Genomic DNA, 14,102 nt, shown 5'->3' with positions numbered 1-14,102 from the left:
CCCCGCCGCGACCGCGGCGGGGGCTCCGTGCCGGCGTCACACGACGTCGACGCGGGCCTTCGTGACGGCCCCGGCGAGGTCGTTCAGCACCTTGGTGAAGCGCTGGTACGTGAACGGCGTCTCCGTCTGCCAGTCGGTCACCTGGCCCGCCTTGACGGCCGGGCTGCCCTTCCACGTCGGGTAGGCGCCCAGCTGCTGGTGCGTCAGGCCGCCCTCGGGGCGGGCGTCCTCGAGGACCAGGTCCGCCTTGTAGCGGCCGGCCTCCTCCCAGCTGAGCGACTCGAAGCCGGCCTCGGGCTTGGCGGGCTTGACGATGTCGAGACCGAGCTGCCGGAAGTACTTCACGTCGCCGTGGAAGGCGGGGTCGGCCACGAAGAAGTTCTCCTTGGTGCCTGAGACCACCGCGACGGACAGGCCCTTCTTGGCCTTGGCGGCCGTGGTCACCGCCGCCGCGGCCGTCTCGAAGTCACGCTTGGCCTTCTGGATCTCGGCGCTCCCGGGATCGGCGCCGAGCGCCGCCGCCAGCTCGCCGAAGCGCTTGACGGCGTCCGGCACGGCGACACCCATGAGCTGGATGACGGCGATCGGGGCGACCGCCTCGACCTTCTTGATGACCTCTTCGGGGATGTACCAGATCATCGGACCGTAGGCGATGGTGACGATCAGTTCCGGCTTGAGGGAGATCAGCTTCTCCATCTGGAACTCGCCGAAGTTCGTGCCGACCGAGGTGGTCTTCGACAGGTCGACGTTGCCGACCTGCGGGCTGGTCCCGCCGTCCGCGGTCTTCTGCGGGCCGAAGATGCCCACCGGCCGGATGCCGAAGTCCCACATCGCGGCGGCCGGGTGCGACTGTGCCACGATCCGCTCGGGGCGCTTCTTCAGGGTGATCTTCTTGCCCCGGTCGTCGGTGAAGCTCCAGGGGCCCGTGGCCGCCTTGTCGGAGCCCTTGCCCGTGTCGGAGTCACCGCAGGCGGCCAGCAGGCCCGTCGCGGCCACCGCCCCGCCCAGGGCGAGGAAACGGCGGCGGTCCAGCCGCGCCGCCTGGGCGGACTCGATGGCGGGGGTGCTTCGGAAAAGGGGCATGGCTGTCCTTCCGGGCGGCTGTCGCCGCGTGTCGTGCAGATGAGCGGTGCGTGCGCGTGGCGAGTCGGGGTGCTGCTGGTCGTGACGGGCGGTTTCAGACGGTCGTGGCTGCCGGCTTCTGTCCGGTGCGTCCGCCGTGGTGGCGGCCGAAGGGGATGATGTGCGGGCCGCCCCCGGCCGGGTCCTCTATCACCGTGCAGGTCAGGCCGAACACCTCTTCGATGAGGTCTCGGTCGATCACCTCGGCCGGAACGCCCTGGGCGACGATGCGGCCGTCCTTCATGGCGATGACGTGATCGGCGTACCGGCAGGCGTGGTTGAGGTCGTGAAGCACCAGGACGACGGTCCGCCCCTGGTCGCGGTTGAGGTCGACCACCAGATCCAGGATGTCGATCTGGTGCGCGAGGTCGAGGTGGTTGGTGGGCTCGTCGAGCAGCAGGACGGGCGTGCCCTGTGCCAACGCCATGGCGATCCAGGCCCGTTGGCGCTGACCGCCGGACAGTTCGTCCACGCTGCGCTCGGCGTGCTCCAGCAGGCCCGTGGCCTCCAGGGCGCCGTGCACCGCCTGTTCGTCGTCGGGCGACCACTGGCGCCACCAGGACTGGTGCGGGCTGCGTCCTCGTTTGACCAGGTCGAGTACGGTGATGCCGTCCGGCGCCACCGGGGACTGGGGCAACATGCCGAGCCTGCGAGCGAGCTCCTTGCCCCGCATGGTGTGGATGAGCCGGCCGTCCAGGTAGACGGCGCCCTTCTGCGGCGTGAGCAGCCGGGAGAGACCGCGCAGCAGGGTCGACTTGCCGCAGGCGTTCGCGCCGACGACCGCGGTCACCCGACCGGCGGGGATCGTCACGTCCAGGGCGTTCACCACGCGGCGGCCGTCGTACGCCAGGCTCAGACCCTCGGCCGTGAGCCCCTGCGGTCGTTCTTCCACGGTCAGCCTCCTGAGCCGGTGCGGTTGGACCTGCCGAGCAGCCAGAGCAGGCAGGGGGCGCCGAACACACCGGTCACGACGCCCACGGGAAGTTCGATGCCGGAGAGAAGCCGGCGGCCCGCCAGGTCCCCGGCGAGGACCACGAGGGAACCGACCAGCGCGGACGGCAGCAGAGCGGGGCCCGGTGCGCGCACCAGGCGCAGGGCGATCTGGGGTGCGATCAGGGCGACGAAGGCGATCGGTCCGGCCGCCGCCGTGGCGAACGACACCAGGCCGGCGCCCACGGCGAGCAGGGCGATCCGCGCGGTCTGCACCGGCAGCCCCTGCACCTTCGCGATCTCGTCGCCGAACTGCAGCCCGCCCAGCCAGGGCGCGAGCAGCACCACACACGGCAGCAGCACGGCCAGGGCGACGGCCAGCGGGCCGACATGTTCCCAGTCACGCGCGTTGAGGCTGCCGGTGAGCCACATGAATGCCTGTTGGGCCTGGTAGATGCCGGCCTTGAGGAGCAGATAGCTGGTCGCGCTCGCGCCCAGGGCGGCGATGCCGATGCCGACGAGCACGATGCGGTAGCCGGTGGTGCCCGACTTCCAGGCCAGGACGTAGATGAGCGCCGACGCGCCGAGCCCTCCGATGAGCGCCAGGGTCTGCAGGCCGAGGCCGGACCCCAGGCCGATCAGCATTCCGGCGGTCGCGGCCGTACTGGCGCCCGCGGAGACGCCGATGATGTCCGGGCTGGCCAGCGGATTACGGGTCAGGGTCTGGAAGATGGCGCCCGCGAGGCCGAAGGCGGCGCCGCAGAGCAGCCCGACGAGAGCGCGCGGCAGGCGCAGACTGTGGACCACCAGAGCGGTCGCGGAGTCGCCGCCGCCGACGAGACTGCGGGCCACCTCCGGGAAAGGCAGATCCATTTCGCCGAAGGCGAGCTCCGCCAGGAACGCGACGGTCACCGCCGCGGCGAGCAGCACGCTGACAAGAAGGCTCCGCGGCCGGAGGATCCAGGAGGCCCTGGTCCTGGGCAGCCGGACCACCGCCCCGCCCGCCCTGCGGACGGCGGCAGCGCCGTGCGTGGTGTCGGTGACGGGCATGCCTCACAGCTCCTGGATCCGGCGGCGGCGCACCAGCATGATGAAGAAGGGCGCCCCGACGGCCGCGACGACGATGCCGACGTGAAGCTCGTCGGGCCGGGCGACGAGACGCCCGGCGATGTCGGCGGCGAGCAGCAGACTCGGGCCGAGCAACGCCGAGTACAGCAGGATCCAGCGGTGGTCGGGACCGGTGAAGAAGCGGGCCACGTGGGGAATGACCAGGCCGACGAAGGCGATCGGCCCGCACAGTGCCACCGCGCCGCCGGCGAGGAGGGTGACGGCCGCACCGCCACGCAGCCGCACCAGGCCGACCTTCTGTCCCAGGGCGGTGGCGACGCCTTCGCCCAGGGCGAGGCTGTTGAGTGCCGGGGCGGTGGTGGCGGCCAGCGCCGCCCCCACGGCGATGAAGGGGAGGACGTCGGTGAGCATCGCGGCCGGCTGTCCGGTCAGCGACCCGACAGCCCAGAAGCGGTAGTCGCCGAGCGCGGCGGCGTCGAAGAGCAGGAGGGCGCTCACGAGGGACTGGAGCAGGGCCGAGACGGCGGCCCCTGCGAGGGCCAGTTTGGCGGGCGTGGCACCGCCGCCGCCGGCGCTGCCGAGTGCGTACACCAGGGCCATCGCCGCCAGCGCTCCGGCGAACGCGAACCACACGGAGCCGTGTACGGCGGTGATGCCGAGCAGTCCGGTGGTGAGGACGACACCGAGGGAGGCACCGGCACTGATGCCGAGGAGACCGGGGTCGGCGAGCGGATTGCGGGTCAGGCCCTGCATCAGGGCTCCCGCCATGCCCAGGGCGGCACCGACGACGATGCCGAACTCCGTGCGGGGCAGCCGCATCTGATGGATGATTCCGGATTCCTCGGATCCGTCCGGGCGCAACAGCAGTTCGATGACGCGGTCCGGCGCGATCGCCTTGGTGCCCAGGGCTATGGACGTCAAAGAGAGCAGCACGAGCACGACGACGCAGGCCGGGACGGCTACACGATGCGGAGGGGTGCGTCGCGGAGCCGGCTTGGGCGGTCGAACGGACGCCGCGGATCGGCTCTGCGAGGTGAACAGCACATGGAAAGGATAGCCATACCTAAGTACTGACAATCAAGGCTCAGGAAGGCGCCGTTGTGTCACTGTTACTCCCTACCGCCGGGTCAACTGCCGCTCCGTCCGGTCGAGAAGCGGGCTCGTCGCGGCCCGCCCACAGAGCGCGGTAGCGCAGCGCCACCAGGGCCAGGGTGCCGACGCAGACGGCGCCTCCGGCGGCGACGGTGGCGGCCGGGCCGACGACGGAAGCGGCCAGTCCGGCCAGGACACCACCGAGCGCGGGCGCGGTCATGGCCTGGGCGAGCCAGAGGCTGCTCACCCTCCCCTGGAGGGGGTCCGGGGTGTGCCGCATCAACAGGGTGCGGCGCATGATCTCCGAGACGGTGTCGGCGACACCGCCGAGCGCGAGGAAGAACAGACCGAAACCGAGGAGAGGGCTGAGCCCGAAGCCGAGGCAGGCCAGTCCCCATGCGGCGACCGCCCCGCACAGCACCCGCCACTGGTGGCGCGCGCGGCCGGTCCATCCCGAGGCGAGCGAGGCCACCGCGGCGCCGATCACCGGTGCGGTGGTGAGCAGGCCGACGAACTCGGCTCCCCCGCCGAAGCGTTCCTCGGCGAACTGGGGATAGAGGGCGGTCGGCGTGGCGAAGAGGGCGGCGCACAGGTCCACGACGAGCACGGCGGCGACGACCTGACTGCCCCTGATGAACGCGAATCCCTCGCGCAACGACCGGAGAACGCCGGGCCGCGTCACGGCGGTCTCGGTCGCCACGGTCTCGGGCACGGCGGCCTCGGGCACGGGCACGGCGGCCTTGCCCGCCCCGGACATGGTCCCGGCGGTCTCGGCCGTCGCGATTCCGACTTCCGGGCCCGTCGGCGGCATCGGCCCGAGACGGGTCAACAGCAGTGTGGTGACCGCCGTACCGGCCGCGGCGAGCGCGAACGTGGCGGCGAGTCCGGGGCCGGCGATCAGCACGCCGCCCAGCATGGGACCGGCGATCGAGCCCAGCGTGGTGGTGACCGTCACGAGGGCGCCGGTGGCGGGGATGTGCTCCTCGCTCACGAGCGTGGGCACGACGGCGGTGAGCGCGGTCTCCGCGACCCCCTCCGTGAAGCCGAACAGGGCACCTGAGACGTAGACGACCCACAGTGCCGGGCGGTCGGCCGCCGCGTTCACCGACAGGACGGCGAACGTGACGACCGCCCAGCCGCTGCCGAGCAGGATGAGCCCCTTCCGATCCCTTCGGTCGGAGAGCACGCCGCCCACCAGGAAGCCGAGCAGCAGCCCTGTACCCAACACCAGGCTGACGGCGCCGACCTGCGCCGACGAGCCGGTCCGTTCGTAGACCTGCACGACCACACCGACCGAGGTCAGGCCTATGCACAAGAGGGCGAGGACGCGGGTGGCCAGCACCAGCCCGAGCGGGCCGCTCGCCCTCAACGGGGAAAGGTCCAGGGCGAGTTCTCGGATGCGCAACGCCGGTCCTCCGCGTCGGGGCCTCGGTCCGCCGGGCGGCGGCCCGGCGAGCGGGCTCACCATAGCAAGATAAGGCTATCCTAAGTTATGGTTCGGCCCATCAGTCAGGCCTTGAGGGGACGTGAACCTTCTTGTCGGGTGCGAACATCGGCCGCAGCAACGACCCGAACGAGCGACGCCGAGAGCTGTTGCGTCGTCAACTGGCTGCCCGCGGCATCGCCCGGAAGCCGGCCGGCAAGGACGAGACCGCTCAAGACACAGCGCCGGCTCTGACCGGGGGGCCGGCCCCGCTCTCCTCGGCGCAGCGCCGGATGTGGCTGCTGCAACAGTTGGAGCCCCACGGCACCGCCTACAACATATGTGTGGCGGTACACCTCTCCGGAGCGCTGTCCGTTCCGGGGCTGCGGCAGGCTCTGCGGACCGTGATCGAGCGCCACCATGTGCTGCGCACCGTCTACCGCCCCGGCGACGACGGCGAGCCGGTCCAGGCTTTCGCCCCGGACGCCGAACCGGCCATCGGCACAAGCGATCTGACGGCGATCGCGCCCGAGGACCGGCAGGCGGCCGTGGACGATGCCGCGGCCCGGCTGGCGGGGCGCCCCTTCGACCTGTCCGTGGACACGCCCGTCCGGCTGGAGATCCTGCGGCTCGCCGCGGACGAGCATGTGCTCGTGCTGGTCGCCCACCACATCGCCTGGGACGACGGCAGCTGGCAGGTCCTGCTGCGGGAGGTCGCCGCCGCCTACAGGGGCGGCACTCTTCCCGAACTGCCTGTCCAGTACGCCGACCTCGCCGTGCGCGAGCGGCAGCGCCCGCCGTGGAACACGGAGGACCTCGCTTACTGGCGCGAGCGGCTCGCGGACCCGCCCGCCCCCCTCCCCCTGCCCACGGATTTCCCCCGCTCCCCCGCCCGCGCCGAGGAAGGCGGCCGGGTGGTGCGTACGCTGCCCGCGCGGCTGCGCGAGCGGATGCACGCGCTGTGCCGGGCCGAGGGCGTCAGCCCCTTCATGGCACTGCTCGCGACGTTCAACGCGCTGCTGCACCGGGCCGCCGGCGCCCCTGACGTCCTCGTCGGCTCGCCCGCCGTCCTGCGTACGGAGGGCGGCGCGGAACGGCTGGTGGGCAACTTCGGCAACACGCTGGTGCTGCGTACCCGTGCCACCCCGGAGACCACCTTCCGGTCGTTCCTCCAGCAGGTGCGAGAGGTGTGCCTCGGTGCGTACGCGCACCAGACCGTGCCCTTCGACACCCTGGTCCAGGAGCTGCGCCCGGAGCGCTCGGCGGGACACCAGGTCTTCTTCGACGTCATGTTCTCCCTGCGCAGCGATGTCTGGGACGGGTTCGAACTGCCCGGAGTACGGCTGACCGAGCGCCCGGTACCGGGCGACTCCCCCGCGTTCGACCTGGCGGTCTCCGCCGTCCTGGACGCCGCGGGCACCCTGACGCTCGACACCACGTACCGCCGCGACATCTACGCGGAGCCCACGGTCGAGTTCCTGCTCGGCCGGTTCGAACGGCTCCTGGAATCGGCGCTGGACGCCCCGGACACGTCCCTCGACGACCTGGACCTGCTCGACTCCGACGAGCGCGAGCGGGTCCTGACGACCTGGGGCAGCGACCGGCGGCCGGTGGAACGCGCCACCGTCCCGGAGCTGTTCCGGGAGCAGGTGCGCCGTGCCCCCGAGGCCACCGCGCTGGTCTGGGAGACCGAGGGAGCGCGGGAGCACCGGGTGACGTACGGCGAGCTGGACGAGCGCTCCGACCTGCTCGCCGGCGAACTGGCGGCGCTGGGTGCCGGACCGGAACGCGTCGTGGCCGTGGCCCTCCCGCGCTCCGGCGACTTCCTGGTGGCCGCGCTCGCCGTCATGAAGGCCGGCGCCGCCTACCTGCCGGTCGATCCGGAGTACCCGGCCGACCGCGTCGCGCTGATGCTGGAGGACGCCCGGCCCGGCCTGCTGGTGACGGACTCCTCGTCCGCCGCCCGGCTCCCGCGGGGCGACGTGCCGCTCGTCCTCCTCGACGACGACACGCGTCCCACTCGTACCACGCGGGTCCCAGTCCTCCCCTCGACGCCGAATCACGCCGCCTACCTGATCTACACCTCCGGATCCACCGGCCGCCCCAAGGGCGTCGTGGTCACCCACGAGGGCATTCCCAGCCTGGTCTCCACGATGACGGAGGAGCTCGGCGCGGGTCCGGGCAGCACGGTGCTCCAGTTCGCCTCGTTCAGCTTCGACACCTCGGTGTGGGAGTGGACCATGGGCCTGCTCACCGGCGCGACGCTCGCGATCGTCCCCACCGGACAGCGTCTCGGGCCGCCGCTCGCCGAGTTCTGCGCCCGGCACGCGATCACCCATCTGACACTGCCTCCGGGCGTGCTCGCCACGCTGCCGGACGAGCGGTCGCTGCCCGCCGGAGCGACACTGATCGTCGCCGGTGAGGCCTGCCCCGCCGAGCTCATGCGGCGCTGGGCGGCCACCACCCGGATGTTCAACTCGTACGGCCCCACCGAGACCACGGTCGACGCCACCCTGTGGACCTGCTCACCGGACCGTTCCGGGCCCGTCGTGCCGATCGGCGGCCCGGTGCACAACACCGCCGTGCGGCTCCTGGACGACCGGCTCCGCCCGGTGCCGCCGGGCGGAGCCGGAGAGCTGTACGTCTCCGGTGACGGCCTCGCCCGCGGCTACCTCGGCCGGCCGGGGCAGACCTCGGAACGGTTCGTCGCCGATCCGTTCGGCGCGCCGGGCAGCCGTATGTACCGGACCGGTGACCTGGCCCGCTGGACCGCGGACGGTGTCCTGGAGTACCTGGGCCGGGTCGACCACCAGGTCAAGATCCGGGGCTTCCGGATCGAGCCCGGCGAGGTCGAACAACTGCTGCGCCGTGACCCGGCGATCGCGCAGGCCGCCGTCATCGCCCGCGAGGACCAGCCGGGCGACCCGCGTCTGGTCGCCTACGTGGTGCCCGCCGAAGGAGCGGCCGCGCCGGACACCGGGCGGCTGCGCGACGAGCTGGCGTCCACACTGCCCGCGCACATGGTGCCCGCCGCCGTCGTCGTACTGGCGCGGCTGCCGCTGACCGGCAACGGCAAGCTGGACCGCCGGGCCCTGCCCGCCCCGGTGTACGCCCGCGCGGACGGACGGGCACCCGCCACCCCGCGGGAGGCCGGACTGTGCGGGCTGTTCGCCGCCGTGCTGGACCTTCCGGCGGTCGGACCGGACGACGACTTCTTCCTGCTCGGCGGCCACTCGATGCTCGCCGCACGGCTGATCACGCGGGTCCAGGCCGAGTTCGGGGTACGCCCCGCCCTGCGCGCGCTGTTCGACGCCCCGACGCCCGCCGCGCTGGCCCGCGTACTCGAGGAAGCCGAGGGCCGGGCCGGGCACGCGGGCCGGCCGGAGCTCACCGCCGGAACGGCCGGCGATCGCGCGCCGCTGTCTTTCGCGCAGCATCGGCTGTGGCTGCTGCACCGCTTGGAGGAGCCCGGTCCGGCGTACAACATCCCCACCGCGCTCCGTGTCCAGGGGCCGCTGGACAGCGCCGCCCTGGCCGACGCCGTCGCCGACGTCGCCGGACGGCACGACATCCTGCGTACGGTCTTCGTCGAGCGGGACGGATCACCGTGCCAGGTCGTCCTGGAACCGGAGCGGGGCCCGCGACTGGAGGTGCGCCGCTCGACCGCCGCCGACGTGGAGGCCGCGCTGGCCGCCGCGGCGGCGCACGTGTTCGCCCTCGCGGAGGAACCGCCGCTGCGTGTCGTGCTGTTCGAGATCGCTCCCGATGAGCACGTCCTGCTGCTCCTGCTGCACCACATCGCCGGGGACGGTCAGTCACTGCCGGTCCTGGTCCGCGACCTGGCCGACGCCTACCGGGCGCGCCTGGACGGCCGGGCACCGGACTGGTCCCCGCTGCCCGTGCGGTACGCCGACTTCGCCGTCTGGCAGCGGCGGTTGCTCGGTGACGCCGGTGACCCGGGCAGCCTGACCGCGCGGCAGGCCGCGTTCTGGGAGGAGGCCCTTCGGGGCGCGCCCGACGAGCTGCGGCTGCCCACCGACCGGCCCCGTCCGGCCGAGTCGTCCAACTGCGGCGGGACGGTCCGGTTCACCGTCGGCCCCGCACTCGCCCTTCAGGTGCGGTCGCTCGCGGCCACGCTCGGCGTCACCCCGTTCATGGTGTACCAGGCGGCGGTGGCGGCCCTGCTGAGCAGGCTCGGAGCCGGGGACGACGTCCCGATCGGCACGCCCGTCGCGGGGCGCGGGGAGGACGCGCTCGACGACCTCGTCGGCTTCTTCGTCAACACGCTCGTCCTGCGCAACGACGTCTCCGGCGCTCCGTCGTTCGAGACCCTGCTGCGGCGGGTCCGGGACACGGCCGTGGCCGCCTTCGAGCACCAGGACCTGCCGTTCGAGCGGCTGGTGGAGATCCTCAACCCGCCGCGTTCCACCGCTCGTCACCCGCTGTTCCAGGTGATGGTCGTGCACCAGAGCGGCACGGCGTCGCGTCTTCCCGTCGAGGGCCTGCGGTCCCGGCCGCAGGTGGTGTCCACCGGCACGGCGACGTTCGACCTGAGCCTGACCTTCGTCGAACGGTTCGACCCGGACGCCGACCAGACCGCGGTCAGCGGCTTCGCCGAGTACAGCGCCGACCTGTTCGACCCCGGTACGGTCGAGGAGCTGACCGATCGCCTGGTACGGCTGCTCGGCGCCGCGGTCGCACGGCCGGACCTGCCGATCGGTGACCACGACCTGCTGACGGAGGCCGAGAGGGACACGCTGCTGGCGCCCCCGGTCCCCGCACCAAAAGCGCCCCCGCTGCACGAGGCGTTCGCGCGGCAGGCCCGGAGCACCCCGGACGCGGTCGCGCTGGTCCTCGGCTCCGGATCCGGTGCCGTGGAGCGGATCAGCTACGCCGGCCTCGACGCCCGGGTGGAGCGGATGGCCCAGGTGGTCGCCGCCCGGGGCGCGGGCCGGGAGCGGCTCGTCGCGCTGGCCCTGCCCCGCCACGAGATGGTCGCCGCACTGCTCGGCGTCCTGCGCTCGGGCGCGGCGTTCCTTCCGCTGGACCCCTCCTACCCGGTGGAACGGCTGGCGCAGATTCTGGACGACGCCGCACCCGTCTGCCTGCTCACCACGCGGGAGCTGGCGGGCGGCCTTCCGCAGAGGCCGGAGCCGCCGGTGGTGTTCGTGGACGCCGAGGCGCCGGAGACACCCGCTCCCCTGACGCAGGCCAGGCCCGGCGACGCCGCGTACGTCATCTACACCTCCGGGTCCACCGGGCGCCCCAAGGGTGTGGTGGTGACCCACGCGAACCTGGCCAACCTGTTCTCCGCACACACCTCGACCCTGTTCCCGCCCGAGGTTCCGGAGGTCGGCGGTCGCAGGCTGCGGGTGGGGCACATCGCCTCGTTCGCGTTCGACGCCTCGCTCGACCCGCTGCTGCTCATGGTGGGCGGGCACGAGCTGCACGTCCTGGACGAGCTCAGCTACCCGGACGCCGAGGCCGTGGCCGCGTACGTCGCGAAGGAGCGGATCGACTATCTCGACCTCACCCCCGCGCATCTCCAGCAGCTCGTCAATCACGGCCTGTTGGAGGAGGGCAGGCACCGCCCCGCGCTGCTGGGCCCCGGCGCGGACGCCATGCCGGACTCCCTGTGGCGGGAGCTCGGCGCCCACCCGGCGACGACGGCGTACAACTTCTACGGTCCGACCGAGTGCACCGTGGACTCGGTCGTCGCCCGTGTCACCGGTGAGGGCACGCCCCGCATCGGACGTCCCGTCAGGGGCGCGACGGCGTACGTGCTGGACGAGCGGCTCCGGCCGGTGCCGCCGGGTGTGACCGGTGAGCTGTACCTCGCCGGCGCGGGTCTCGCCCGGGGTTACCTCCGGCGGCCCGCCCTGACCGCCGAGCGCTTCACCGCGGACCCGTACGGACCGGCGGGGTCCCGCATGTACCGCACGGGCGACCTGGCGCGCTGGACCGCCGACGGAGAGCTGGAGTGCCTGGGCCGGGCCGACCACCAGGTGAAGATCCGGGGCTTCCGCATCGAACCGGGGGAGATCGAGGCCGTCCTAGGCCGGCACGGGAGTGTCGCCGAGGCCGCGGTGATCGTCCGCGACGACCTGCCCGGCTCGCGCCGACTGGTCGCCTATGTCGTGCCGGCGCCCGGCCACCCGGCCGACGCCGATGTCTGGCGGGGCCATGCGAGCGCCCTGCTCCCCGAGCACATGGTCCCCGCGGTGTGGGTGCCGATGGAACGGCTGCCGCAGTCGGCCAACCGCAAACTGGACCGCGCCGCGCTGCCGTCGCCCGAGCTGCCCGAACAGGGCAGCGGACGGGCGCCGGTCACCGAGGCGGAGAAGCTGTTCTGCGAGCTGTTCGCCACCCTGCTCGGCCGGGAGACGGTGGACGCCGACGGCAACTTCTTCGAGCTGGGCGGCGACAGCATCATCTCCCTCCAGCTGGTCGGCCGCGCCCGCGCGGCGGGCTGGGCGCTCGGCCCGCGCGACGTCTTCCGCCACCAGACACCGGCCGCGCTGGCCACCGTCGTACAGCCGGTGCAGGCCGGCCCGGACCTCCCGTCCGACGACGGTGTCGGGCTCGTCCAGGAGACACCGATCATGGCCTGGCTGCGGGAGCTCGCCGGATCGGCGGCCCCCGCCGCGTCCGTCGACGGCTACAGCCAGGGCATGACGGTGCACACCCCGGCGGGGCTGACGTTCGAGCGGCTCACCGCCGTGCTCCAGACGGTGTTCGACCGCCATCCGGCGCTGCGGTCCCGCCTGGTGCGCGCGGCGGACGGCACGTGGCAGCTGGACGCACCGCCGCCCGGCTCGGTGCGTGCCGGGGACGTGCTGCGACGCGCCGAGGCCGCCCCGGAGGCGGACGCGGAGACGGAGGCGGCGGCTGCCCGTGACCGGTTGCGTCCCGAAGCCGGCGTCATGGTGCAGGCGGTGTGGTGGGAGCCGGACGCCTCGGACGTGAGCGGCCGTCTGGTCCTCGTCATCCACCACCTGGTGGTCGACGGTGTCTCCTGGCGTGTGCTGTGCGCCGACCTCGCCGCCGCGTGGCGGGGGGAGCGGACGCCACCGGCCGGCACGTCGGCGCGGGCCTGGAGCGAGCTGCTGCGCGCGTACGCCCGGCGCGAGGAGACCGTCCGGCAGGCCGACGACTGGGCCCGGGCCCTGGGCGCCGGGGGTACGGGGGTGGCGGGCCGTCCCCTCGATCCGGCCCGGGACACCGCCGCGACCTCGCGCGGGCACGCCGTGTCCGTGAGTGCCCAGGACACCGAGGCGCTGCTGACCCGGGTGCCCGCGGCCTTCCACGCCGGGGTCGAGGACGTCCTGCTCACGGCGCTGGCCCTCGCCGTCGCCGAGCGCCGGCGCACCCCTGCGGGCGGTACGGCCGCGGACGCGGGGGTGAGCGTCCAGTTGGAGGGGCACGGCCGTGAGGAGTCCGTCGCGGACGGCACCGATCTGGCCCGGACCGTGGGCTGGTTCACGACCGTCCACCCGGTGCGGCTCGATCCCGGGCCGGTCGACCTCGCCGAGGCCCGCGCCGGCGGCCCCGCCGTGGGGCGGGCGCTGAAGGCGGTCAAGGAGCGGCTGCGGTCCGTGAGGGACGGCGGGCTCGGGTTCGGGGCGCTGCGTCACCTCAACCCGGAGACCGAGGGCCGCCTCGCCGGGCTGCCCGTCCCCGAGATCTGCTTCAACTACCTGGGGCGGTTCGGCTCCGCCGGCGTCGGGGAACCGTGGCAGCCGGTGCCGGGGGACGACGGCCTCTTCCACGGCGTCGACCCGGCCCTGCCCCTCGCCCATGCCCTGGAGATCGACGTGCACGTCGCGGGGGGCCCCGAAGGAGCGCGGCTGAGCGCCACCTGGTCGTACGCGGGCGAAGCCGTGGACGCGGACGTCGTCCGGTCGCTCGCCGACGGCTGGCTCACCTACCTGGCTGCGCTGATCGCCCACACCGACAGGCCCGACGCGGGGGGCCGGACGCCTTCCGACCTCTCCCTGATCTCCCTCAGCCAGGACGAGATCGACGACTTCGAAGCCGACTGGAGGCTTTCGTGACCGCCCGCTCCAAGCTGGAGGACATCCTCCCGCTGACCCCCCTGCAAGAGGGGCTGCTGTTCCGCGCGGAGCTCGACACCGACGGCCACGACGTGTACGTGGGGCGGCTCACCCTGACACTGCGCGGGCCGCTGGACGAGCCGAGGCTGCGGGCCGCGGCCCAGTCCCTGCTGGACCGCCACCCGGGCCTGCGGGCCGCGTTCCGCCGCAACCGGCAGGGCAAGGCCGCGGCGCTCATCCCCTCCCGGGTGGAGGCGCCGTGGAGCTTCACCGATCTGTCGGGGCTGCCCGCCATCCAGCGGGAGCGGGAGACCGAGCGCCACACGGCCCGGGACGGCAAGCGCGGCTTCGACCTCGGGCAGCCGCCGCTCGTCCGGTTCGCCCTGCTGCGCCTGGCCCCCGAGCTTCACCGA

The 14,102-nt window shown here is 73.3% G+C and carries 7 protein-coding genes; 2 read left to right on the top strand and 5 right to left on the bottom strand.

The window, feature by feature from the left end; genetic code table 11:
• Positions 1-36 precede the first annotated feature (36 nt).
• The 5 genes from IE136_RS07625 to IE136_RS07605 all read right to left on the bottom strand — a co-directional run bounded on the left by IE136_RS07625 (position 37) and on the right by IE136_RS07605 (position 5,617).
• Positions 37-1,083 carry an ABC transporter substrate-binding protein gene (locus IE136_RS07625; RefSeq protein ID WP_189599894.1) on the bottom strand — a complete coding sequence of 349 codons (1,047 nt, stop codon included), beginning with the start codon at positions 1,081-1,083 and terminating at the stop codon, positions 37-39.
• 94 nt (positions 1,084-1,177) lie between these two features.
• A complete protein-coding gene (locus tag IE136_RS07620; RefSeq protein ID WP_189599893.1) occupies positions 1,178-2,014 on the bottom strand; it encodes an ABC transporter ATP-binding protein in 837 nt (278 codons plus the stop codon).
• Between the two features lie 2 nt (positions 2,015-2,016).
• On the bottom strand, positions 2,017-3,102 hold the full coding sequence (locus IE136_RS07615) for a FecCD family ABC transporter permease (protein ID WP_158992632.1): 1,086 nt from the start codon (positions 3,100-3,102) through the stop codon (positions 2,017-2,019).
• Between the two features lie 3 nt (positions 3,103-3,105).
• Complete coding sequence (locus IE136_RS07610) at positions 3,106-4,059, bottom strand: FecCD family ABC transporter permease (protein ID WP_162467846.1); 954 nt, start codon at positions 4,057-4,059, stop codon at positions 3,106-3,108.
• Between the two features lie 145 nt (positions 4,060-4,204).
• The gene (locus tag IE136_RS07605; RefSeq protein WP_189599892.1) at positions 4,205-5,617 is read right to left on the bottom strand and encodes an MFS transporter; all 1,413 of its coding nucleotides are present in this window, start codon (positions 5,615-5,617) and stop codon (positions 4,205-4,207) included.
• Between the two features lie 131 nt (positions 5,618-5,748).
• On the opposite strand from IE136_RS07605, the gene IE136_RS07600 reads away from it, so the two are divergent.
• Positions 5,749-13,689: a non-ribosomal peptide synthetase gene (locus IE136_RS07600; RefSeq protein WP_189599891.1), complete on the top strand. Its 7,941-nt coding sequence runs from the start codon at positions 5,749-5,751 to the stop codon at positions 13,687-13,689.
• On the top strand, positions 13,686-14,102 hold a 417-nt coding region (locus tag IE136_RS07595), incomplete at its 3' end, for a condensation domain-containing protein (protein ID WP_229818693.1). The genes IE136_RS07600 and IE136_RS07595, both read left to right, overlap by 4 nt.

Source organism: Streptomyces lateritius, assembly GCF_014649715.1.
GTDB lineage: Bacteria > Actinomycetota > Actinomycetes > Streptomycetales > Streptomycetaceae > Streptomyces > Streptomyces lateritius.
Note: the sequence above shows the minus strand (reverse complement) of the source record. Positions and strands in the feature narration are given on the sequence as shown.

Excerpts from the sequence above, each read along its gene's own strand:
- IE136_RS07625 (WP_189599894.1), bottom strand. The coding sequence starts at position 1,083 with ATGCCCCTTTTCCGAAGCACCCCCGCCATCGAGTCCGCCCAGGCGGCG.
- IE136_RS07615 (WP_158992632.1), bottom strand. The coding sequence starts at position 3,102 with ATGCCCGTCACCGACACCACGCACGGCGCTGCCGCCGTCCGCAGGGCG.